Raw genomic sequence first — 21,550 nt, forward strand, 5'->3', positions numbered from 1 at the left:
GGCATGGATGATATTCAAAACATAACTAACAAATAGGGATCCGTGCCAGATAGAGGCCAAACGCACGCATAACAGGAGACAAAGATGTTCTGGAAGAAGAGCCCCTCTGCCGTACTGGCCAGCTTGCTGGTCATCCACGTGCTGGCCATGGTTGACCGCAACATGCTGCTGGGCTTTTCGCCCCAGATCATCGCGGACCTGCACCTCAGCAACGCGCAATACGGCTTCCTCGTCGGGGCAGTGTGGGTGCTGAGCTATGCATGCTCGGTCGTGTTCCTCGGTTCCATGGCCGACCGCTTCAGTCGCACGCGCATCCTGGCCAGTGGCGTCTTTGTCTGGAGCCTGTGCACCTGGGCTTCAGGCCATGCCCAGAGCTTCGAGCAAATGGCGCTGGCGCGCTTCTTCGTCGCCATTGGCGAGGCCGCGCTCGTGCCGGCCACGGTGTCACTGCTGGCTGAGCTGTTCGTGCAGGAGCGGCGCGGCACGGCCATGGGCATCTTCTTCATGGGCATTCCGCTGGGCATCGGCGTCAGCTTTCTGCTGGCCGGCACCTTTGGCTCGGTGCATGGCTGGCGCACCACCTTTTACGCCCTGGGTGGCGTGGGCATCGCCATCGCCGTGCTGCTGGCTGGCCTCAAGGACGACAGGGGCCAACTGCCGGTGCACGAGCGTGGTGCCCCCTTCATGCAGCAGGTGCGCGACACGTTGGGCCTGCTGCGCCGTAGCCCTGCGCTTTCGCTGATGATCGCCGGCTTTGCCCTCTTTCACTTCTTCTTCGTCGGCCTGACGTTCACGCAGCTATGGCTGGTGAACGAGCGCGGCATGGACGCCGCCGCGATCGCCTCGCGCATCGGCATGCTGCAACTGGTGTTTGGCGCGACGGGCTCACTGGCTGGCGGTGTGCTGGGGGACCGCATGGCGCAGCGGCTGCCTGGCAAGCACGCCGCCGTGGTTGTGCTGTTCATTGCCGTGTGCGCGGGGCCCATGATTGCTTACCGCTTTGCCGAGCCGGGTTCGTGGGTGTTCTACACCGGCATGTGCGCAGGCTTCTTCCTGCCGCTGGCCCTCTACGGGGCGGGCAACGGCGGCATCGTGAACCTGACACCGCCGCAGATGCGTTCCACGGTCAGCGCCGTCACCATGCTGAGCGTCAACGTCTTTGCCCTGTCCATCGGCAACGTCGTGGCGGGGCGCGCCGTGGATGTGATGAAGGCCCAGGGGGTTGCCAATCCGCTCTCGCACGTGGTGCTGGCATCGGACATCCTGGGCATTGCAGCGATCATTTTGTTTGCGCTGGCAGCGGTGGTCATCGCCCGGCAGCAGCGCGGCGCGGCGAGTGGCGTACCTGCCTGCGCCTAGGTTTCCCCCCCACTACAGAACGGACTGAATTCATGAAAAAACTGCAAGACAAAGTGGCCCTCGTCACGGGGGCCGGACAGGGCCTGGGCAGGACCATCGCGCAGGCTATGGCCCGCGAGGGCGCCCGTCTGGTCATCAGCGACATCAACATGGAAACGCTCGCGCACACCCGCGCAGCGATCGAAGCCGAAGGCGTGCCCTGCCTGGCGCTGCGCTGCGACGTGTCGGATGTGGCTGCCGTCGACGCCATGTTCGCGCAGGCCGCCGACCGCTCTGGCGCGGTGGACATTCTGGTCAACAACGCCGGTATCGTCCCCGTGTCCCAGAAGGACACCGAGCGCCGCAACAAGCTCTACGCCTACCTCACCACACCCATGCCGCGCCAGTCGCTGGGCATCGTGTCGTCGCTGACCGACGACGACTGGCTCAAGTGGTGGGACGTGAACATGCACGGCGTGTTCTATTGCACCCGCGCCGCACTGCGCCAGATGGAGCCGCGCCGCAGCGGCAAGATCATCAACATTGCTTCGATTGCCGGAATGAGTGCGCTCAGCACGCACAGCCCGGGTTATTCGGCCACCAAGGCTGGTGTCATCAGCCTGACCAAGACCACCGCCATGGACGTGGCGGGCGCCAACATCTACGTCAACGCCATCGCCTGCGGCGGGGTGATGACGCCGCCGTTCCAGGCCTATCTCGCAAGCGCCAGCGAAGCCGAGCAAAGAAACCTGTTCCAGGTGATGCCGCTCGGGCGGCTCGGTGAGCCGTCGGAATACGCCTCACTGGCGGTGTACTTGGCCTCGGACGAGCATTACCTCGTAGGCCAGGTCATCAGTCCCAACGGCGGCGCTGTAATTTGAAAGCGAGTGGTACATGGCCCTTCTGTCCCTGCAATCCCATGAAGTCCCACAAACAGGCCAGCGCGCCTTGCTGCGCCGGAATGGGTTGGAAATCGCCCTGTTCAACATCGAGGGACACATCCATGCGATCGGCGATTCATGTCCACACGCCGGTGCGGCGCTGTGCACTGGACGGCTGGAGGACCACATCATCCAGTGCCCGGCACACGGCCTGCGCTTTGACGTGCGAACCGGCGCCATGCCGGGCAATGCTGCGGTGCGCGTGAGGACCTATCCGGTGCTGGAGCGCGAGGGCTGCTACGTGCTCGATCTGCCGAACGCGGCGTGCTGAGCCTGGTTGCGAACGAATCGAAGTTATCCAAAGGAAGCCATGAACGGCCAAATGATGCAGCCGCCGCTGTTGATCTCCTCGCTGCTGACCCATGCGGAGCGCCACCACGGCGACCAGCAGATCGTCTCCCGCCGGGTGGAGGGGGACATCCATCGCTATTGGCAGCAGTTCGACCCCACAGCTTTGGGCCGCGCGGGCGAACCCTACCGCCAGTTGCGCCTGGTTGAAGTACATGTCATCACCGATGCGCAGTATCGCCACGACGTCCCGGACCTGCAGGAACGGGTTAAGCCTCTTTGCGTCCTCGGGCGCAATGAGTGCGACGTCCAGGCCGTGACGCTTGCCACGGACGAGGTCTTCCTCCAGGACTTCACCGTCCTTCGGCCGACGCGCCACCTTGAGGCTACCTGAGTGCACCCAGTCGAGCGGCTGGCCGGTGTCTTCGGTGAAGTTACGGATTTTGGCCGCTGCCTGCCGAATCAGGCCGATCATCAGATCGCTCTTTCGCAGCGTGCTCGCCATGCCTGCCGCGCGCGGCGAAGTCTGCGAGCCAATATCGTGACGATCCAGTAGCGCGATGCGCCCTGCTCCGCGTTTGGCGAGATAGTAGGCCGTGGCCGCCCCCAACCCTCCGGACCCGACCACGATGACGTCCGCGGTATCATCCATCACACCTCCCGCACGATGCGTCGCACAATTCGGGCGACCATGGTCTGCCCCGCAGGCGTCGAAGCCATACTCATGTCAGTGTAGGCGGAGAATGTCCGCGGGGAAAAACCGGCCAGCGGCCGAAGCCGTCTGTAACACCACATTCCCCAGTCGCTCGTTGGTCGGCTCTTCCCGACCGACCCACTGCCGTCATTGAGCCCTACGGAAACCGGACGTTGGAAGTAGTTGTTAGCCGGGCGCTCGGTCGAACGCCAGGTTACGTCAACTTGGTACCTAGCTTTCCCGACCGGTCACTTGGCTTGCAGGTACGGATCCAGATCGCGAAGCGGGTCCGTTCCGCTGGAGTCGGCCATCCCGAGGGGGGGCGGCGGCAAGCACCCGGCCTGTGTGCGCCAAATTCATTTGGCTCGCTTTAGCACGACCTCTCCCGAGCCGCCTCCGGAGGCTGCAGGAGTGGTCCACCTGAGCTCATCTCCCGAGAGGACAAACGGCCTGCGTTGCTCAACCCCATTCCAGTTCGGGAATGTGCTCGTCTCTATGCGAAAGGTGATAGTTTTGTCTGCTTCGTTTACTACGTATGTGCCAAAGTGCGCGATCGAACCTTGCACCACGGCGCGATATTCCTCCGCACTGCCCTCCATTCGATCCTTGGATACGTACTTAGGCAAGTCGCCGCGCGAGTTCACCAGCGCGTAGTGGCCATGACCGTCAAAGATCACAAGACCGTGGGGATTAGGTCCGTACATTGGCGTGCGGCTGCCATCCGGGCGGACGGTGTCGACCGAGACATACGTCCATGCGCCGGTTAGTTGCTGGTCCAGTGGCACTTGACCCAACGCAACGCCCGATTGCAGCGTGAGTCCCGGAAGCACTAATCGCAGAACGGTGGTGACGATGTGGAAGTGTTTCATGAAACTCCTCCTATTGAGGGTTGGCGAAGCGGCCACTAACGACAAATAGAGAATGTACGCAAGGGAAGATGGAGGGTCAATTGCTCCCTGCTCGAACGACCAGCACGGGTGCAAGCGCGCCCGCGTGACGACCGCAGCCACTCGATAAGTACCAAGCAATGGCCGCTATTGGGCGCAATGGGCTACGACCGTAGCTGGCCGAGAGCTGCAGTTGGCTCATGGAGCTGAAAAGCAGTCATTCGATTGCGAGCTGAACCGAGGCGCGGCCGTCCGCAAAGGCCGATAAGCCGCCGTTGGCCGCCACGGTAGCGGACGGCTCTTCCCGCCCCACAACGGCCCGTCGGAACTTCCAGAAACGGGTACTCGTGCTCGAATGTACTAACAGCCATGAATGCTCGAAAAGGACTTCAGCCCGATCCGGACCATGAAAGACTTTCGCATCGCTCAAACCGTTGCTTAGTAAGGCATTGCCCCTCGTTTAGCGGCTATGCGGTCGCCCGTTGACGGGGTCGGCTGTCGGTTGCACCACGTGTTGATCGCGTCCTCGATTGCCTTGATGGAGACGTTTGCCGCGCCTGTCTGGCATGTTGCGGTCGTGGGCCCCTCACTGGTGAGCGCCCCGAGATCAGCGCCCATGGACTGCTAGCGACGGGGCGGCATAAGCGCCGTGCCGTTTCGGACTAGAATCCTCTGAGGAGGTGTCAGTCATGTCAGCTATCAAACGCATCGATCCGGGCCATTCCGCCTATCAGGCCGCGCTGCACAGGACGACCCGCTACCCTGCGGAGCACGTCACGTTGACGGCTGGCTCCAGGAAGAGGCTGCGCCCCTGTGTGCCGCATCGAAAGGTCGGGCGCGGCAAGGTCGGCATCGGCGGCACGTAGGCACCTGCAACCCTTGTAAGGCGTCGGGCTTTAGAAGGTGGCTTGACGTGAATTGGCTGTCCGGCGCAAGGGCGGATGAAACGCGGTCGTTCCTCCAGCTCTACCCTGCCGACTTGATGTCCGCCGAAGCGGATCCGCTAGGCGGCGAGCTCAACTGCTCTTGTTTCAAGCAAATCGATTAGTATGCGCTCAACACGACTTCCACCGACGCCAACGCGTTGATCTGCAGATATCAGTTTCAATGTATCGGCTGCCTCAGCGTACTGCCCTCTAGCAAACTGACTGACAGCGTCAACCAGCCTGAGCGAGAGCCGCGTCTGGTCGCTGGGTTCCTTGGCCGTGATAACCGCCTTGCTTTGCTCAAGCGCAGCAATATCGCCCGCCGATGCCTGAATTCCAGCAAGATGCAGCGCTATAAACGGATGCGACAGCATAGAGTTGAAGCGCTCGGACAGGGCGGAAACCGCGGCTGAAATCGGACGCGTAGCTCCTGTGCGCAGGTATTCACGCAACAAAAAACCGCCGCAATCGGCCAGAGTCAACACCGGACCACAGCGAGTGGTCTCTGGCGCACAGTAACGCTCATAGCGCTGCCATGCCTGCTCGGTTAACCCCAACTGCCACTCTGCCAGTGCCAGGTGCCACTGCACATGACCATACATAGCGCCGCCCTCCGCTGACGAGCGGTGCTCATTTAGCCAGATACCCAGCAATTCCAATGACTCTCCAGGTTCACCCTGGTCGTGTAGCACATGCGCATAGCTATGGATAACGTAGAGAGCCTGTGGGCGCTGCTGCAGTGCGCGTTCGACAAGTGCACGACCACGGTTCTGATCACCGGCCTCACTGGCTGCGAACCCCAGGCGTGCGAGCCAAGCCCAATCATCACGCAAACTGGGATCGACCGATTCCACGATATTGAGAACGCGCTCAAGCTTGCGCGCACCGCCATAGAAGATCAGATAACCGCAAAGTTGCGAGATGACTAGCAGGTCACTGGGATTGGCAGCGATGTAGGCCTCAGTAGCTGCAAGGTTGGTGTAAGGGTCTTCAAGCAGGCCAAAGAGCGCGGAGATATGCGCACGCTCCCAGGGCAGCGCAGCTCGTGCTGCCAGTAGCGCACGCTCTTTGAAGAGATCGGCGTCCGCAGCCTTCGAATCTTTAGCAAGCATATGGCGCGCAGCCAGGGCCAGGGCGAGATTGCCGTCCAGCGCCAAAGCCTGATCGAGGGCTTCCGCGGCGCCCGCCTCAGAACCGAGGATGCGATCAACAGCGAGCTGATACCGTTCTACAGCTTCTGGACGGTCAGTAGTAAGAGTTCTACCGGTACGCGCATCAATCATATTGGCTCCTTGAGTTGCAAATTGCTGATGCGAAACGCTCCGATGCGCTTTTAGCGTAGTCCAACCCAAGGCGTTGGGATGTCTGACAGCAGCGAACCTGTTGCGCCGGCGAGAGCACCCAGTTGCACACCGGCGCGCTGGGGGATGAGGTGCCCGACCAAGCTTGCCGCGGATTTGGACCGGCCCCATTTGGGGTATGGAACGTCTAGCAAGCTGCCGGCGTGCTACATGATTCTTCTGACACCGGCTAACAGGTTGCTCTATCAGGCCCCTATCTATCGCCTAGAATCCATCAAGTGCAGCGGTAAAGTGGCCAATTCCCACCGCTGGATTAAAAAACGGTGGGCCGGCGCCCGGGCATGGCAAACCAGTGATTTAAAGTGACGCATAGGTAACCCGGCCCAATGGGGCTTGGGGGAGACCTGAACAGCGTGGCTGTTGGCACCGCGTACTGTCATGGAACTCATTGTTGCGAATAGCCTCGGGAAGGTCTATGGGACGCGAGCCAGTCCAGTGTTCGCATTGCAGGATATTTGCTTTACGATCGAAAAGGGGCAATTCGTTGCCATCGTCGGCCCCTCCGGTTGCGGGAAATCCACGCTTCTCAAAATCTTGTCCGGGCTAATTTCGCCCTCACAGGGCCAGGCGCGACTCTGCGACACTCCGATTGTCGGGCCGCGCCGGGACATTGGTGTCGTCTTTCAATCACCAGTTTTGTTTCCCTGGCGTACGGTTCTCGACAACATCATGCTTCCTGTGGACGTGCAGCGCCTGGGCCGTGACAAGATCAAGCCGCGCGCGATGGAGTTGCTCTCCCAAGTAGGCCTCCAAGGCTTCGAAGAACGCTATCCGCGGGAACTATCTGGCGGCATGCAGCAGCGCGCGGCCATCGTACGAGCGCTCATCCATGACCCCGCTATCCTGTTTATGGATGAGCCATTCGGCGCGCTGGATGCGATGACGCGAGAGCAGATGAACCTGCAGTTGCAGCGCATCTGGCTCGAGCGGAAAGAGACCGTACTTTTTATCACGCACTCCATCCCCGAGGCCATCTTCCTTGCAGACCGCGTGCTGGTAATGACGCCGCGCCCTGGCCATATCGTCGATGACGTTGTCGTGGAACTCGCCCGGCCGCGCAGCCTTGATGTCATGACTACGCCTGATTTTGGCCGACATGTGAAACGAATTCGAGACCATTTCAAAACCAACGGTGGCTTGACAGGATGAGGCACCCGCCCAAATCACTACTGCGCTTGCTCCTTGTCCTCGCTGTGCTCGCGGCCTGGGAGGGTGCTGTTCGCCTCTCCCAGATGCCAGCCTATATTCTGCCTGCGCCGTCCAAGGTTTTCCTTGCGCTGTACCATGGCATTGCATCGATGCTCTACATTCGCCACCTGTGGATCACCCTCATCGAGGCGATCCTCGGCTTCGTGGCTGGGTCCATCGTGGCGCTAGTTCTTGGCACGCTCATTGCCCTGAGCCAGCGCGGCGAGTACTTTCTCTACCCTTTCATTGTCATGTTCCAGGCAATGCCAAAGGTGGCATTGGCTCCGCTCATCATTATCTGGTTTGGCCTGGGACTCAGCTCGAAGGTCGCCCAAGCCGCCCTGACTGCCTTCTTTCCGCTCATGGTCAACACCATTGTTGGCCTCCGGTCTGCCGACGAAGATCGTGTTTCCCTCATGCGCTCGCTCGACGCCTCGGAAATGCAGATCTTCCGGATGCTGCGCATCCCTAGCGCAATGCCATTCATTTTCGCGGGCTTCGAGATTGCTATGATGCTGTCGCTCATCGGCGCAATTGTTGCGGAGTTCGTCGGTGCGCAGAAAGGGCTCGGTGTCCTCATCATGAGTATGACATTCACGATGGACGTAGCCGGGCAGTTTTCGGTTCTCATCCTTCTGTCCCTGTTGGGGTTGCTACTCCATACCATCATTGTCGTCATCCGGAAGCGGCTGCTTTTCTGGGACACGTCACAGAAGACGGTGCCCGATGTACCGACCCATGGAGAACTTCGATGAAGCGCCGTTACTTGTTTACTGCAATCTTGTATATGTTAAGCCTTGTCGGATTTGACGCCGCTGCTCAGACCGTCGTGCGAGTAGGCTGGTGCGCGCGCACGCTCAGCACCGCCGCGGCTCCCTTCGCCGTTGCCATGAAGATGGGGTGGTACGCGCGTGACGGAATTAAGGTCGAGTTGATGCCGCTCGCGGGTTCGACCGACTGCGTCAAGCTTGTCGCGACTAAGGAACTTCCTTACTCAAATCCTTCAGTCGAGCCGCTCGCCATCATCCGCCAGCAAGGAGTGAAGGCGAAGATCTTCTACACGGCATACCAGGGAAACATCTACGGTCTTGCCGTGCCTCACGGTAGCGCAATCACGAAAATCACTGACTTGAAGGACAAGACCATCGGCGTAACCTCGATGGGCTCGGCCGGCGTCATCATCGCGCGGGCGCTGGCTGCCAACGCCGGGCTAGATCCAGATCGCGACATCCGCCTCGTCGTCGCCGGCGAAGGGGCGCAAACGGCAGCACTTCTTCGGACAGGTCAGGTTGACGCCTTAAGCCAGTTCGACACCCAGTATGCGATGGTCGAGAATGCCGGAGTCAAGCTTCGGCTTCTTTCCGCCAAGGAAATCGAACGGTTTCCATCAAATGGATTCCTTGCTCTCGAAGAGACCTTACGCACCAACCATAAGCAGGCAGTGGCGCTCGCTCAAGGCTACGCCAAGGGTACCGTATTCACCATTGCAAATCCGGAGGCGGCGATCCGCATTCTATGGGAGATTTTTCCCGAGACCAAGCCCACCGGTATCGACGAATCGACAGCGATTCGTGAAGGGGTGAAGACGCTTGAAGCGCGTATCCCGAACTGGGACCTCAAGAAATCCGGCGTCTCGAAATGGGGTGAGAGTTCCGAGATGAGCTACTCGGCATATACCGACTTCATGCAGAAATGGGGCGTGACCAAGGAGAAGGTCCCGGTGAACGAGCTCATCACGAATGAACTCATCGATGAGATCAACAACTTCAGTTGGGATGAGGTCATTGCCAAAGCGAGGGCCTATAAGGCACAGTGAGCCCGATGACGACGCCGTTCGGCCCTCGACCTAAGGGAAAGGCTGATTTAATCAGCGTGGCAGTCATCGCCGAGTGGTTTGGAAACGTATGCGGGGAGCAATCCGCCCTGAGCGCGCAAAGCGCGCCGGGAAGTGCATGAGACTGATGGCTACGCCGCCATAAGTCGCGCTGATACAACTGCGCCGAGCAAGGGAGCGGTCGGCGAGTGATGGCGCACAGCCGCTCCCCGTAGTAAGGTTGGAGCGTAAATAAATGACTCGCCTTCCTCTCTTTGCCCTTCTCCTTCTGTCGACGCTGGTGACAGGCTGCGCTTCCACCGCCGACCACCCGGGTCAGTTCCTTGGGGGGTATGCACGTGCGCTTGCATGGGCACCCGATGGCAAGGCCATCGTAGTGGTTCGCGATCAGGAAATCGTGATCGAGGATGCGAAGACGCTGGAACCGATCACGAAGCATAAGAGCGGCGAACCCTGGAGTCTTCACACGAGTGCCGCGTCGGTCGCCTTCTCGCCGGAAGGAAAAGTGTTTGCAACTGCCGGTTTCGAAAACGGTGTATTGATCTGGGACGCCTCGACATGGCAAAGCATTGCACGACTCAAGGACTCGGATGGTTCCATGACGCTTGCCTTTTCCCCGGATGGAAAGAGCTTGGTGACAGCCGGCCCGGAAACCTCCGTCAAGCTGTGGGACGTGGCTACGGGATCGCTGCAAGCGATGTTCACCGACGCGCATTCTGGAACGATGTCGGTGGCCATTTCCGCTGACGGCAAATTATTAGCGGCTGGAGACATCAATCGAAAAGTCACGATCTGGGAATTGCCAAGCCGGAAGATCGCTGCAGTCATCAAAGATTTCTCGGGGCCGGTCTTGTCGATCGCCTTTTCTCCTGATGGCACGCGACTCGCTGCTGGGGCTGGCGGTTATGAGGTTCGCTTGCTGACAACCGACGATTTTGCCGTACAGAAGTTGGTCGTTGATCCCCAAAAGCCTACGGCGGGCAGGAAATCGGCGGAGGCACTGGTCTCTATTGTCTCGGTAATCGGAATGGCGCGCGCGATCCAATTGACGGGCGCGCCGAGCGGAGTCCCCGTGACGGGTTTCGCGCAGGCGGCATGGCCGGCTTTCAACTGCCCGCTTGCATTCTCGCCAGATGGGAAATTGCTCGCCATGATCCGCTTCTCTCACGAGTTTTCAGCGAGCTATCACCTAGAGATCTACGACACCGAGAGCGGAAGCCTCATCAGCCGGTATAGCGGAGCACTCTCATCGATTACGTTCAGCCCCGACAATCAGCGACTGGCAACGAGTGGAATTATCCGGGTCATTTTGCTTGATCCCCGGACAGGAAAGGAAATCTCCTTGACACGCTGAGCGCCCCATCGACAACTCCTCATGGTGGATTTAGGTCGAGAACTCAGCCTAAGTAGACAACCTGGCTAGCCAGCGACTCCTGTGGATAGAAAGTACCCATTCGTTAGAAAGTGCCCATTCGTGGAACTGGGAAGCGGACATTCCACCGCTCACCTTTGGAACCTGGTGAACGGTCGCTTCGGCCGGTTGATTCCGCAGCCGGGATGCGACATCCGCCTGCTTCCGGTTGGCCGTTCAGGTCCGGTTCTGTCGGCCGCCACTCGCCGGACGACCGAATTTGGCCGCCCGCCCTCATCCGCATAGCCGATTTTCTTGGCGACGGCCGGCAAGGATACTGTTTGTACAATGCTAGGCGAAGCGGGGACGACGGATGAGTGGACTGAAAGCGATTCGCGAGGCCCAGCGTGAGTGGGCTGCGGCAAATGGTGTCGAGCTTGACGATGGCTACACTGACTACGTGCGCAGCCTCGAGTTGAACCTGTGGAGGCCCCTGTCAGCTCCCGCGCTGGCCGCCTTCCGGGCAGGAGGTGGCGGGGAGTTGTCAGATCGCAGGAGTCGAAGCGGAAAACTGATCCCAGCCAAGATTCGGGCTTTGCGCTCATCAGCAGCGCTTGCGGTTAATTTGTTCGACAATTGGCCTGAAGGCGACCTCGTTGATCTCGGGCACGCGATGGGCCTCCGGGGGGAGCCAGGCTCGATCGCCTTCGAAGCCCAAATGCCGACTGGACTGGAACGCTGCGCCAATTTGGATGTGCTCTTCTCCATGCCAGGTGACCAGGTAGTCGGTGTGGAGAGCAAGTTCACCGAATGGCTTAGCCCCAAAGACGTTGGTCCGGGAGACGCATTCCGCCCCGCTTACTTCGAGGGGGGGCGCCGCCGCTGGGAAGAGGTTGGGCTGCTCCGCGCCCAGGCGCTGGCCGCAGACATGCACGAGGGGCGGATCGCCTTCAGACGTTGCGGAGCGGCTCAGCTACTCAAGCACGCCCTCGCTCTAGCCAGGAATCATGGCGATCGTTGGCACCTGCGCTACATCTACTACGACTGGCCCAATGCCGAGGGACAGGAACACCGCGATGAAGTCTTTCGATTCGCCGATCGAGTTGGGGAAGAGCTATGTTTCGAGGCGCTCAGTTACCAGACCGTCTTCGAACGGTTGCGCGCCGCGGGAAAGGGCGAAGACGGACGCCTAACCTATCTGGGTGAGCGCTATTTCCCCATGCGCAGTTAAGGAATCCGAAGCCCCGAGCCTGTGCGCCGCACCTCCTTGGCGCTCCTGTGCTGGGCTGGCCCAGCACAGCCCGGTGGTGCTCTCTAACGAGAATTACGTCCTCGCCCCCATCAGAACGGGAAATGACGAGACTGCCCCGGCGCAAAGCGCGAATTCGCTGGACGGCTCCTCGCGAGTTGCTCACTGTCTTTTGCCGACCCGGAGCGGCCTCCCGAATTTTCCAATTCAAAGGCTGTAGGGCGTACAGCCAAAGTGTTCGGGAAGTGCTAAGTTCTAGGAGCGCTTGGAACGGATATCCGCGCTATCAGGTGCCGTCATTGACGACGCAGCAGTGTCGCAGTGTCATTGTGGGGTAGCCTTGACGCATGCAATCTCGCCAACAGATATGTCGATGACCTCGAGGTGTGCAGCGCTCGTGATGTCGGTCCGTGCCACGCCGTCCTGTGTCTGCGTTAGCTGAAAGATTCGGGTAGAGCAGAATTCGGGTCGGACGGTGTACGCAATCTCGTACTGTTCGCCCGCTTTGGGAATCAGGACCGGCGCAGGGCACTTTCCCGGCTGCCTGTCGCGGATTTGCTGGCTGATCACAGGATTAAGAATGAACAGTATCTCAGCGAAGCTCGCTTTCGCGTTATGAATTATCTGTCGTGCGGCCACTGGCTTGCCAGCCGGAATTACGAATTCAAGGGAGCCTTCCTCCCCTGGCGGGAGGGGATCGAACATGCCCACACGTTTCTCGTAAAGATCGTCCCGGCCGCCTGCGACCCAAGCGAAGAGACCTGCTTGTTGACATTTTTCGACGTCCACCGACGCCACTAAAAGGTTGGAGACCACGGGGGGCTCCATCTTGATGCGGAGCTTCGCCGTATCGGGGCCTGTTGCATCCTGGTACAAGCCCGACGCACATCCGGTCGTCGCAAGAGCCAAGGCTAGTGCACCCGCTTTTTTTATCTCCGATGCAGCGGTCCAATTATGTTTCATTCGTTGTCTGTCTGGAAAATTTGGAGTCCTTACCGTCCTATCCCCAGATGGGAACGGGGTCAACTTGTACTTTGGGATAGCGCTCTGCCAGGCGCCGTGCCACCGGGGAACTCGACCAAGTGGAAAGCTGCTCCGTCATTCGAGGACCATTCGACTAGCTCGCGACTATGAGTCGTTTGCCCGGCGCATTGGCCCGCCTGCATTTTGTCGTCTTCGCCATACTCATGCTCGTTCATTTCACCCCGGCAGCACGAGTGCATAGCACGCTATAGAATTCACCGCGCCGCAAGCCGGCGAGCCAATGATCCCATCATGGGCTTGCTGTCGCGCCAGCGTGGACAGTCTGACCACCGCCAAAGGCGAATGATGCTCGACGCGCATGCGCGAGCGGTAATCCAGGAGACAAGCGCTGCGTCCTCTTGACATATGCTATTGGCGAGTTGCCGCTACTGAACAAGGTCCCCTTCGGCACGGCTACTGGGCCCAAGTGCAAGATGGCAGCGGCGCCGCTAGCGGAGCTCCATGGCAGGGGCAAAGTCAACCAGTGCGCTGCTGCTCATGCCCAGTTGCGAGCCCACATTACGCCAGGCGCTCACCGCCGCTTCCACCTGGGCCCAGATCGTGGCGGCGTCCTGCCGGGTGAGCCGGAAATACTGGGCGCCGTCCATGAGGATCAGCTTGCTGTCGATGAGGCCGGAGTCCTCAGTGAGCCACGTCTTGCTCTCGCGACGGTCGCCCGGCATTGGGTTAAGGTCGAACGCCGGCGCCAAACGCCAACCCTTGCCGCGTGCGTCGTAGAGCAGCCCGGTATTGCGCAGGTGGTCGTCCGTGTTGCAGATGAGAAAGTTGAAGACCAGCCGGCGCCACAACTCTTGGATATCGGCGATCGCCCTCGAGCCCTCTTTCAGAAGTACGTCCACCAGTTCGGTGTAGGCGTGCTCTTCCTCGCGGCCGTCGACCAGCAGCATGGTGGCTGCGGACATGTAAGGGATGCGCGCCCCATCGGTGGTGCGGTCAAAGCGCCGGATCACCGCCACTGCCGTGTCATTGATCATCGCTACCCGGGCGTCGGCAACGCGAATGCCCGCCTTGGCGGCGAGGTGCATGGCCAGCACTTCCCCGCGGACCACGTCGCGCTTGTCCGCCTGGCTGGGAAACTTACCCAAGGCCAGCCAACCGTCAGTATCCAGCACGGTCGACTTGGGACGTGCGCCGCCCAGCGACGTGCCGCGCCCAATTAGATACCGGAGATCCTCGGCGCTCTCTGTGCCATCCTCCAGAGCCTGTGCCGCGTGCAACACCTTGCTGAGTTCCACCAAGGGCGGAACGCGCCGATGGACGCCAGCGGTACGCAGATAGATCCGTTGCTCGGGATCGAAGAGGCGTAGCGCGCCGATGCGCGCCTCATCGTCGACCCACGTCAGATAATCAACTGGATCCAGGGGGGGCACATCCCTCTTGTTCTCGCGCATCTTAGCGTGCGCGCGGCGGATCACGCGCTCTCCCCAGGAGTCCGGGCCGGTGTCCTCCAGCGAACGGAAATACACCCCCACCGGGTGCTGCACGGTGAGCACCGACTGCAGATCCGGGGAAACGGCAAAGTAGCGATCGCTTTGGAGCCATTGCTCGTCGTAGCGAAACGCGCTGCGCTTACCGCTGCTGAAGAGCAGGCGGCCCACTACCTGACCGCCGGCACCGAGATGAACTTCCAGCTCCTGCCGTTTTGCTTGTTTGCCTGCCATCAGAAGCCCTCAAAGTCGTCCGAGTCGGTTGGCCGGTCACGGTTCGGAGTGCGGTCATCCCGCTTCGTTTCGGAAGCCTCGGGGACGGGCAAGCCCTCGCCGGCCCGCTTGCGGTAGGCGGCAGTACTCACCGCAACACTCGGTTTTCGACGCCCGTGAACGCGCTTCGGTAGTTGCTCTCGCGCCAGTTCCAGGCCCAGCGCATCCTGTTCCGGTGCTAGCACCTTAAGCACCGCGTCTAAGCGCCCCAGAATGTACAGCGCGCGCAGAAAGGTGTGTAGCGCTGTGCCCGGATGACCGTCCTCCATGCGCCCGATGGTGTTCACCGACGTCCCGATGCGCTCCGCCAGATCCTCCTGCGTCATGTGGCGCGTGCGACGCGCCGCCGAAAGATCCTGTCCTAGCGTCCGTAAAGCCCGCTCGACTGGCCGCGGCATGGCCACCTGTGCACCAGATCGCTTCGTCAAGATCGCAGTCATCCGTAATCTCCCAAATATGAGATCTTACATGAGCTAAGTCACCAGATATGGATGATTGTGGATCATTTCGCAAGAAAACAGAATTACCAATCAAATTTGGTATCTTAATCTTTATAAGACACCAAATTTGCTATGTTATATCTCATGTCAATCGTGTCCCCGACCACACCAATGATCGAGCGGATGTGGTTAGCGCTGCACCCTGACACGCCGACACTCTCCCCACGAGGTCGTTGCCCCAAACCCCAACGCATCTACGACTCGGGCTCACGCATGGCGACTATCGCCATTGGGTAAAGCCAGGCGCCTGCGGTGTCTGGGCGACATCGGGAATTTCGCGAGGCCACGTGCAAGCCCCTTGCCCCTGGAGAGCAACCGGAGGCCCTTCGCCGCACGCTCGATCGTCCAGCACCGGGCCATGTTCGAGCTCATCTGCTGGCAATCGGCTTGACCGTTCCCCGGTACTTCGGGCCTCTCCTCCACCTCACCGCGCCCGGCCTGTCCCTCGCGGGCGTCCGGTTGGCCATCCCTGGCCACGCCGTGGGGCTTCCCGTGTTGCGTGCGCTTTCCTTGTGTGCATGTTGTCGCCACTACCCCGGCGCAGCGACTGGCGGTACTGCCTCGCTCATCCATCCAGTCGTATCAGCCTTCCCCGAAATGGCTGCCGGGTCGGCCTGCGCATCGTCCTTTTCGAGATTTGCTCGGCGTTCACGCGCGTTACGGCCTGCACACTTGCGCTGTCACCAATTCGTGACACGCTTACCTGAAGGATTCAGCCACTTCGTTACCTCCATAGCTGCTCCGGTTGCTTCCGGCTGGAGCGGTTGCCGGGTGGGGCTTTCACCCACTGGAAAAGCGCCGCCTTTGCACGGCGCACACCAGTTGCGGACGGTCGCTTGCTGCTAGCTAGCGGTCGCTGCCTGGATGCCGGCTTTGTCACTCGGCCGGCGTCATTCGCAGTTGACCGAGGAGCTCTGTCAATTCTTACGACAGCTGGACGTCTTTGAACTCGCAGAGAAGTGTATCGCCGCGTGGGGCCGTTTCGTGGCGAGCAATGCATGACTACGTTCGTAGCGTTCTGAAAAAACTGCGAAGTCGTGTCTTGCGCATGTCGATTCCCCCCACGATCATTCGTCGTAGTCACTGGAGGCGCCTTTGCCTCCAAACACTATCGTCTTCAAAGGAGAAACCCGAATGCGTGTCATGGTCATCATCAAGGCAACCACCGAATCCGAAGCGGGGCAAATGCCAAGCATGGAACTCATCGCGGCGATGGGCAAATATAACGAAGAACTGGTGAAGGCTGGGATCATGCAAGGCGGCGACGGGCTGAAGCCGAGTTCGGCAGGTGCACGCGTGAGGTTTTCAGGGAAGGACCGAACCGTCGTTGACGGCCCATTTGCTGAATCCAAGGAACTGATCGCCGGTTACTGGCTCTGGCAAGTTCAATCGATGGACGAAGCAATTGAATGGGTAAAACGCTGCCCGAATCCGATGGTGAGTGATTCAGAGATCGAGATTCGGCCTTTCTTTGAGCCTGCGGATTTTGGCGAGGCCTTTACGCCTGAGCTTCAAGACGAGGAAAAGCGTCTACGGCAGCAGATTGACGGGCAGATGCGCTAACGATGTTCACGGATTGGTCTGCGGGGTACGCGACGGCAGCCAAGCCCGGCTGTCTGAGACTTGATGCAGGCTTCCTGATACCGTGCAGGGCGCCTGATGAAGGATAGTGGTTGACCACCCGACTGAGCGTCCGCTATCGGCCGATTCGATTGTCCTTTGTGAGAGCGCCTGCAGAGCAGTAGTCAGTGCCTGCGCTAACGTGCTGTCGTCGTGTCCGATCTCTGTAGCTCGCGCCTGCAGCGGCTCGCACCCGGACTCGGGGTCTCACGAATTCCTATTCCCTGCACTTTGACCTGTATGCAGAGGTGGACTACAATTCTGTAACTACAGAGATGTAGTTATAGAATTGTAGTCCTGGCATCACAATAGGGACCTGTCCAATCAGGCGAAACACGGGGTGAGCTTCGAAACTGCGAAGCTCGTGTTCGAGGATCCCTACCATCTCAGCCGTCAGGATCGGATCGAGACCGGGGAGAGGCGCTGGCAGACGCTCGGCATGGTTGAGGGTGTGGTGGTGGTGCTGGTCGCCCACACTTGGCCACAAGACGATAGCGGGGAGGAACACATCCGCATCATTTCGGCGCGACGCGCCACCAAGTTGGAAAGGACAATCTATGAGCAAGGTACCTGAGAAAGTTCGCAAGGAGCTCGCCGCTCTGGCGGCAAAGCCAGAGACCGAGATCGACCTCTCCGACATGCCAGAGACCACCTCTGCGCATTGGGTCGACGCGGAGCGGGGCAAGTTCTATCGCCCGATCAAGCAGCAGCTCACGGTTCGGCTCGACGCCGACGTTCTGGCCTGGCTGAAGGAGCAGGGCGAGGGCTACCAGACCCGCATGAATGCCATCCTGCGGGCCGAGATGCTGAAGAGCAGCCGGCGATGATGGCCCTGACGAAGGCTCAGGTCGATGTCGCCGTCCGCGGCGACACGATCCTGAAGCAGATCCTGCTGGCGCGGCCCGACCTGGACCGCGAGCTGCTCCTGATGCAGGCCCGTGTGGCCGCCGGCGTCTCCCCGACCCAAACGCTGCTCGACGTTTTGGAGGAGTATCGGCAGCTGGTCATCCGAGCGGAACCGCTCCCCTGGGAGTAAGTCTCCCCTGCAGCAGCAAAAAGGCCACGCTTTGCCTGGTCAGTAGCCCTTACAAGCTCCGCCCTTCTGGGCGGGGTAGTTGACAGATTGCGCTACGAGTGAATAACCGTATCCGTCGCCCCGCTGATCGTGGCGCGAATCGCCACCCGGCCAACAATGGCGCCCCTCTTCCAGGCCTCCTCGGTGTCGTCGCGGATCCCAGCCGCCGCCATGGCAGCCGCCGTTACGATAGATAGCCGAATCTCGCATTGTGTGTATCCCGCCAACCGGGTTAGCTGGCTGTTCGAGACGTGGGATCTCGAGGAAATGATTCAGTCCTTTACGAAGGATTCAAAGGTCGCACATTTCAACGACGAATCGTCGACTGACGCCGCAAGACATCTCCGCCGCTGCGATACGACCTTTCCTGCCTGGCGCTTGAGAATACGAGCGCGTGGCTGCTACGGCACATTTTCCCGGCCCGAGTGAGGGCTTGTCATCGCTCGCAGGGCGCAACGAGCTATCCTGAAGGTCAAGGGGAGACTGGCTCATGGCAATCCGTCTTTACGGAGCACAAACAGGCAACAGCCGGAGGGCAGCCATTGCCCTGGAAGAGGCTGGCATTTCGTATTCCGCCACCCGCTTGGATCTGAAAGCCGGAGAGCACAAGACTGCTGCGTTTCGGGCGCTTAACCCACGTGGCCTCGTCCCGGTCATGGTCGAAGAATGCGACGCAGGAGCCGACCTCATCCTTACCCAATCGAACGCGATCATGTTCTATGCGGCGAGTCGATCCCGGGAAAGGCTAACGCCCGATCCGGGCCAACAGGGAGCCTTGTTCTTCGACCGCCTGTTCTATTTCATCACGGAAGTGATTGCTCCAAACGGCAGCGCTTTCACGCTGACGCAACAACACGACGAACGGGGCGCTCAATTTCTTGCAGGTCGCTCCATCGAGGCGCTCGTTCTGGCTGAACGCTTCTTGATCGACACCCCGTACATCGCCGGCGACAGATTCACCCTCGCAGACATCGCCGCCTATACAAGCGCCTTTGCCGTGAGGCAGAACCTCGATTGGTCCGACCTGCCTCTGCTTCGCGCCTGGTATGCCAGGATTGGTGCGCGGCCAGGTGTCGTCCGCGGGATGGCAGCTTTTTAGGGAGAGGCCCTCATCCAGGCTCGGTGAGGGGCGACACGTGCACAAGGCTGCACAGGAGCCGCCCGTAGAAAAAAACTTGTAGATAGGAGCATATGCTCCTATACTGAAAAATAAGAGCATATGCTCTTTATTTCACAGAGGACTACAGCCATGAACGAATCATCCATTCTCGTCAGCGGCGCAACCGGCCGTACCGGCGGTGCAGCCATCGACGAACTGCTGCAGATGGGCAAGCGCGTCCGCGCTTATGTGCGCTCGGACGACGAGCGGGCGGCGGCTCTGCGCGCACGCGGTGTCGACATCGCCGTCGGGGATTTCACCGACATCGACGCTATCCGTGCAGCGATGGAAGGTGTCAGCTCCGCCTACTTCCTGCACCCGATCGCACCGGGGATTCTCGGGGCCGCAGCCTATTTCGCACAGGCCGCGAAAGAGGCCGGCGTCGGCGCTATCGTCAACATGTCGCAGATTTCGGCGCGACGGGAGTCGACCAGCCATGCGGCGCAGGATCACTGGGTTTCCGAGCGTGTTTTCGACTGGTCTGATGTGCCGACGACGCACTTGCGCCCCACCTTCTTCGCGGATTGGCTCGTCTACCCGCATTTCGCGAAAGAAATCTGGGCCAAGAAGAAGATCGAGTTCCCTTTCGAGAACGGACGCCACGCGCCGATCAGCACGGACGACCAGGGCAGGGTCATTGCTCACCTGCTGGCGAAGCCGGCAGGCCATGGGAGCAAGACGTACACGCTTCATGGCCCGGTGGAGTTGAACCATACGGAGATCGCAGCGATTATGAGTGAGGTGCTCGGCGCCAAAATCGAATATGCTCCGACTTCGATCGAGGAGTTCAAACAGAAGATGGAGCAGGTGTACAAGTTCCCTCCGTTCCTTGTGCAGCACCTCGTCGAAGTCGCCCAGCATTATCGAGAGGGCGTATTCCAGGGTACCAACAATGTCGTCGAGCAGATCACGGGTACACCCGCGCTATCGGTGTCGGCCTTCATCGAGAAGTACCGAAGCGCTTTCGCTTGAAACGCGCACGAAGATCCGGGTAATTTTCCAACGTTGAGGAGAAGTGAGATGCGGGCGAAAAGCCAACCCATCGGGGTTGATCAATGCAACTGCTTTACGGTGAGGAAGGCCGCCCGCCAGATCTCGCGTCTTTACGACGCGTACCTGCAGCCGTCCGGCCTTCGTATCACGCAATTTCTGACCCTGGCAACGTTGAACGAGCGGAAAACCGCCTCGGTCAATGCCCTGGCTGAGCGTCTCGACATCGAGCGCACAGCCATGGGAAAGATGATCGGTTTTTTGGAGCGCGACGGCTTCGTCAGGGTGCGGCCGTCTCCTGAGGACGGTCGTATTCGTATCGTCGAACTCACTCCAGATGGCATGGAGCTCTTCGAGCGAGCGGCTCCGCTCTGGCATGAAGCGCAGCATCATTTCAGCGTCATGAATGGAGCGGTAAATGTGGACGTATTGCGTCGCAGTCTTTCGGAGATGAAAGTCAGCATTGAGTCTGCATCTTCCCCGGAATAGTCGCCTTTCTGGTTGGGACCGCCGTTTACGCGTTTGAACGGCGCATGTCCATCTACCTGACCCGTACTGGCGTTAGGAAACCGAGCCTTTTGGGGCCTCCAACCAATCTGTTGCACCAACCACTGGGGTTCAAAAATGAAGATCAAGGATTCAGTTGTGTTCCTGCCAGGAGCGAGTCGCGGACTTGGCCTGGCGTTTTCCCGTGAGGCGCGCTAGCTCGCGGTGCCGCGAAGGTCTATGCAGGCGTGCGCAATCCGGAAGGCTTCAGCGAGCCCGGCATCGTCCCGATCAAGCTCGACGTCACCGATCCAGAGTCCGTCATCGCGGCTGCCAGGATCGCATCCGATGTGACGCTGCTGGTCAACAACGCGGGAATAGCAGAGATAAGCGAATCTCCGTTTTCGGAAAACGCGGAGGATCAGGCGAGGCGCATCTTCGAGACGAACTACTATGGCCTAATGCGAACGACGCGCGCGTTCCAGGCGTCCCTCCCGAGCAATGGCACAGGCGGCATCATTAACGTGCTGTCCGACGTCACGTGGAGAACCGTGCCGATACTTACACCGTATTCGGCATCGAAGGCAGCGGCATGGAGTTATACCAACAACATCCGGGCACACCTCAAAGAGAGAAGCATCCATGTGGTCGGCTTGCATGTTGGCTTCGTGGATACCGATCTCACAAGGGGTTTCGATGTGCCGAAGGCGGACCCGGTGGACGTGGTCCGCCAATCCTACGACGCCCTTGACGCGGGCGAAAGTGAAGTCCTGGCGGATACGGGTACTCGCGCGTTGAAGCAAACGCTCTCGTCCAAAGTTCCAGCGTACATTGATCCCGAGGTTCTCGAGACGAACGCATGAACTGAATCTCGCTCTCGACTTAGACGCGCGACGGTCAAAGGCAGCTTTCTATCCCT

Annotated in this window: 21 protein-coding genes and 2 pseudogenes; 17 read left to right on the top strand and 6 right to left on the bottom strand. The window is 59.9% G+C overall.

The features are described 5' to 3' along the window. The first annotated feature begins 84 nt into the window (after window positions 1-84). From ACX12D_RS34455 to ACX12D_RS34465, 3 genes are read left to right on the top strand one after another with little or no spacing between them, the layout of a single operon-like run. Window positions 85-1,359: an MFS transporter gene (locus ACX12D_RS34455; RefSeq protein WP_459377134.1), complete on the top strand. Its 1,275-nt coding sequence runs from the start codon at window positions 85-87 to the stop codon at window positions 1,357-1,359. A gap of 32 nt (window positions 1,360-1,391) precedes the next feature. Further along, entirely contained in the window at window positions 1,392-2,219 is an 828-nt protein-coding gene (locus ACX12D_RS34460) for an SDR family NAD(P)-dependent oxidoreductase (protein WP_459377135.1), read from the top strand. Window positions 2,220-2,232: 13 nt separating this feature from the next. Further along, the gene (locus ACX12D_RS34465) at window positions 2,233-2,550 is read left to right on the top strand and encodes a Rieske (2Fe-2S) protein (protein WP_459377136.1); all 318 of its coding nucleotides are present in this window, start codon (window positions 2,233-2,235) and stop codon (window positions 2,548-2,550) included. Window positions 2,551-2,775: 225 nt separating this feature from the next. Here the strand turns inward: ACX12D_RS34465 and ACX12D_RS34470 are convergent. Together ACX12D_RS34470 and ACX12D_RS34475 are read right to left on the bottom strand one after the other, a co-directional pair. After that, window positions 2,776-3,219: pseudogene (locus tag ACX12D_RS34470) on the bottom strand (NAD(P)/FAD-dependent oxidoreductase); the annotation flags it as partial. Between the two features lie 398 nt (window positions 3,220-3,617). Beyond that, window positions 3,618-4,130, bottom strand: coding sequence for a lipocalin-like domain-containing protein (locus tag ACX12D_RS34475; protein WP_459377137.1), 513 nt, complete (start codon window positions 4,128-4,130; stop codon window positions 3,618-3,620). A 707-nt stretch (window positions 4,131-4,837) separates the two neighbouring features. Here ACX12D_RS34475 and ACX12D_RS34480 point away from each other — a divergent pair. Further along, a complete protein-coding gene (locus ACX12D_RS34480; protein WP_441633068.1) occupies window positions 4,838-5,014 on the top strand; it encodes a hypothetical protein in 177 nt (58 codons plus the stop codon). 137 nt (window positions 5,015-5,151) lie between these two features. On the opposite strand, the gene ACX12D_RS34485 is transcribed toward ACX12D_RS34480, so the two are convergent. Beyond that, entirely contained in the window at window positions 5,152-6,357 is a 1,206-nt protein-coding gene (locus ACX12D_RS34485) for a tetratricopeptide repeat protein (protein WP_459377138.1), read from the bottom strand. 456 nt (window positions 6,358-6,813) lie between these two features. Here ACX12D_RS34485 and ACX12D_RS34490 point away from each other — a divergent pair, with 456 nt between their 5' ends. The 5 genes from ACX12D_RS34490 to ACX12D_RS34510 all read left to right on the top strand — a co-directional run bounded on the left by ACX12D_RS34490 (window position 6,814) and on the right by ACX12D_RS34510 (window position 12,039). Next, the gene (locus ACX12D_RS34490; RefSeq protein ID WP_459377139.1) at window positions 6,814-7,584 is read left to right on the top strand and encodes an ABC transporter ATP-binding protein; all 771 of its coding nucleotides are present in this window, start codon (window positions 6,814-6,816) and stop codon (window positions 7,582-7,584) included. A gap of 26 nt (window positions 7,585-7,610) precedes the next feature. Next, window positions 7,611-8,378, top strand: a complete 768-nt coding sequence (locus ACX12D_RS34495; RefSeq protein ID WP_459377141.1) for an ABC transporter permease — start codon at window positions 7,611-7,613, stop codon at window positions 8,376-8,378. Beyond that, a complete protein-coding gene (locus ACX12D_RS34500; RefSeq protein ID WP_459377142.1) occupies window positions 8,375-9,439 on the top strand; it encodes an ABC transporter substrate-binding protein in 1,065 nt (354 codons plus the stop codon). Before ACX12D_RS34495 ends, ACX12D_RS34500 begins: the two co-directional genes overlap by 4 nt. 253 nt (window positions 9,440-9,692) lie before the next feature. Next, window positions 9,693-10,811, top strand: coding sequence for a WD40 repeat domain-containing protein (locus tag ACX12D_RS34505; protein WP_459377143.1), 1,119 nt, complete (start codon window positions 9,693-9,695; stop codon window positions 10,809-10,811). A 370-nt stretch (window positions 10,812-11,181) separates the two neighbouring features. Then, on the top strand, window positions 11,182-12,039 hold the full coding sequence (locus tag ACX12D_RS34510; RefSeq protein WP_459377144.1) for a PGN_0703 family putative restriction endonuclease: 858 nt from the start codon (window positions 11,182-11,184) through the stop codon (window positions 12,037-12,039). A 342-nt stretch (window positions 12,040-12,381) separates the two neighbouring features. On the opposite strand, the gene ACX12D_RS34515 is transcribed toward ACX12D_RS34510, so the two are convergent. The 3 genes from ACX12D_RS34515 to ACX12D_RS34525 all read right to left on the bottom strand — a co-directional run bounded on the left by ACX12D_RS34515 (window position 12,382) and on the right by ACX12D_RS34525 (window position 15,241). After that, window positions 12,382-13,020 carry a hypothetical protein gene (locus ACX12D_RS34515; protein ID WP_459377145.1) on the bottom strand — a complete coding sequence of 213 codons (639 nt, stop codon included), beginning with the start codon at window positions 13,018-13,020 and terminating at the stop codon, window positions 12,382-12,384. Between the two features lie 509 nt (window positions 13,021-13,529). Beyond that, entirely contained in the window at window positions 13,530-14,762 is a 1,233-nt protein-coding gene (locus tag ACX12D_RS34520) for a type II toxin-antitoxin system HipA family toxin (protein ID WP_459377146.1), read from the bottom strand. Continuing rightward, window positions 14,762-15,241: a helix-turn-helix transcriptional regulator gene (locus ACX12D_RS34525; RefSeq protein WP_459377147.1), complete on the bottom strand. Its 480-nt coding sequence runs from the start codon at window positions 15,239-15,241 to the stop codon at window positions 14,762-14,764. Before ACX12D_RS34525 ends, ACX12D_RS34520 begins: the two co-directional genes overlap by 1 nt. A gap of 1,194 nt (window positions 15,242-16,435) precedes the next feature. On the opposite strand from ACX12D_RS34525, the gene ACX12D_RS34530 reads away from it, so the two are divergent. From ACX12D_RS34530 to ACX12D_RS34565, 8 genes and pseudogenes are all read left to right on the top strand, one after another. Continuing rightward, the gene (locus ACX12D_RS34530) at window positions 16,436-16,864 is read left to right on the top strand and encodes a YciI family protein (protein ID WP_459377148.1); all 429 of its coding nucleotides are present in this window, start codon (window positions 16,436-16,438) and stop codon (window positions 16,862-16,864) included. Window positions 16,865-17,237: 373 nt separating this feature from the next. Then, window positions 17,238-17,495: a BrnT family toxin gene (locus ACX12D_RS34535; protein ID WP_459377404.1), complete on the top strand. Its 258-nt coding sequence runs from the start codon at window positions 17,238-17,240 to the stop codon at window positions 17,493-17,495. Continuing rightward, window positions 17,479-17,748, top strand: coding sequence for a BrnA antitoxin family protein (locus ACX12D_RS34540; protein WP_459377149.1), 270 nt, complete (start codon window positions 17,479-17,481; stop codon window positions 17,746-17,748). The genes ACX12D_RS34535 and ACX12D_RS34540 overlap by 17 nt, the downstream gene beginning before the upstream one ends. Beyond that, window positions 17,745-17,957 (top strand): hypothetical protein, encoded by a 213-nt coding sequence (locus tag ACX12D_RS34545; protein ID WP_459377150.1) that lies wholly within the window; start codon window positions 17,745-17,747, stop codon window positions 17,955-17,957. Before ACX12D_RS34540 ends, ACX12D_RS34545 begins: the two co-directional genes overlap by 4 nt. A 529-nt stretch (window positions 17,958-18,486) precedes the next feature. Beyond that, a complete protein-coding gene (locus ACX12D_RS34550; RefSeq protein ID WP_459377151.1) occupies window positions 18,487-19,095 on the top strand; it encodes a glutathione S-transferase family protein in 609 nt (202 codons plus the stop codon). A gap of 150 nt (window positions 19,096-19,245) precedes the next feature. Then, entirely contained in the window at window positions 19,246-20,127 is an 882-nt protein-coding gene (locus tag ACX12D_RS34555) for an NmrA family NAD(P)-binding protein (RefSeq protein ID WP_459377152.1), read from the top strand. A 48-nt stretch (window positions 20,128-20,175) separates the two neighbouring features. Beyond that, window positions 20,176-20,634, top strand: coding sequence for a MarR family winged helix-turn-helix transcriptional regulator (locus ACX12D_RS34560; protein WP_459377153.1), 459 nt, complete (start codon window positions 20,176-20,178; stop codon window positions 20,632-20,634). Between the two features lie 135 nt (window positions 20,635-20,769). Further along, window positions 20,770-21,494, top strand: a pseudogene (locus tag ACX12D_RS34565) (SDR family oxidoreductase). Window positions 21,495-21,550: the final 56 nt, after the last annotated feature.

It is taken from the genome of Cupriavidus sp. PET2-C1 (assembly GCF_054515855.1).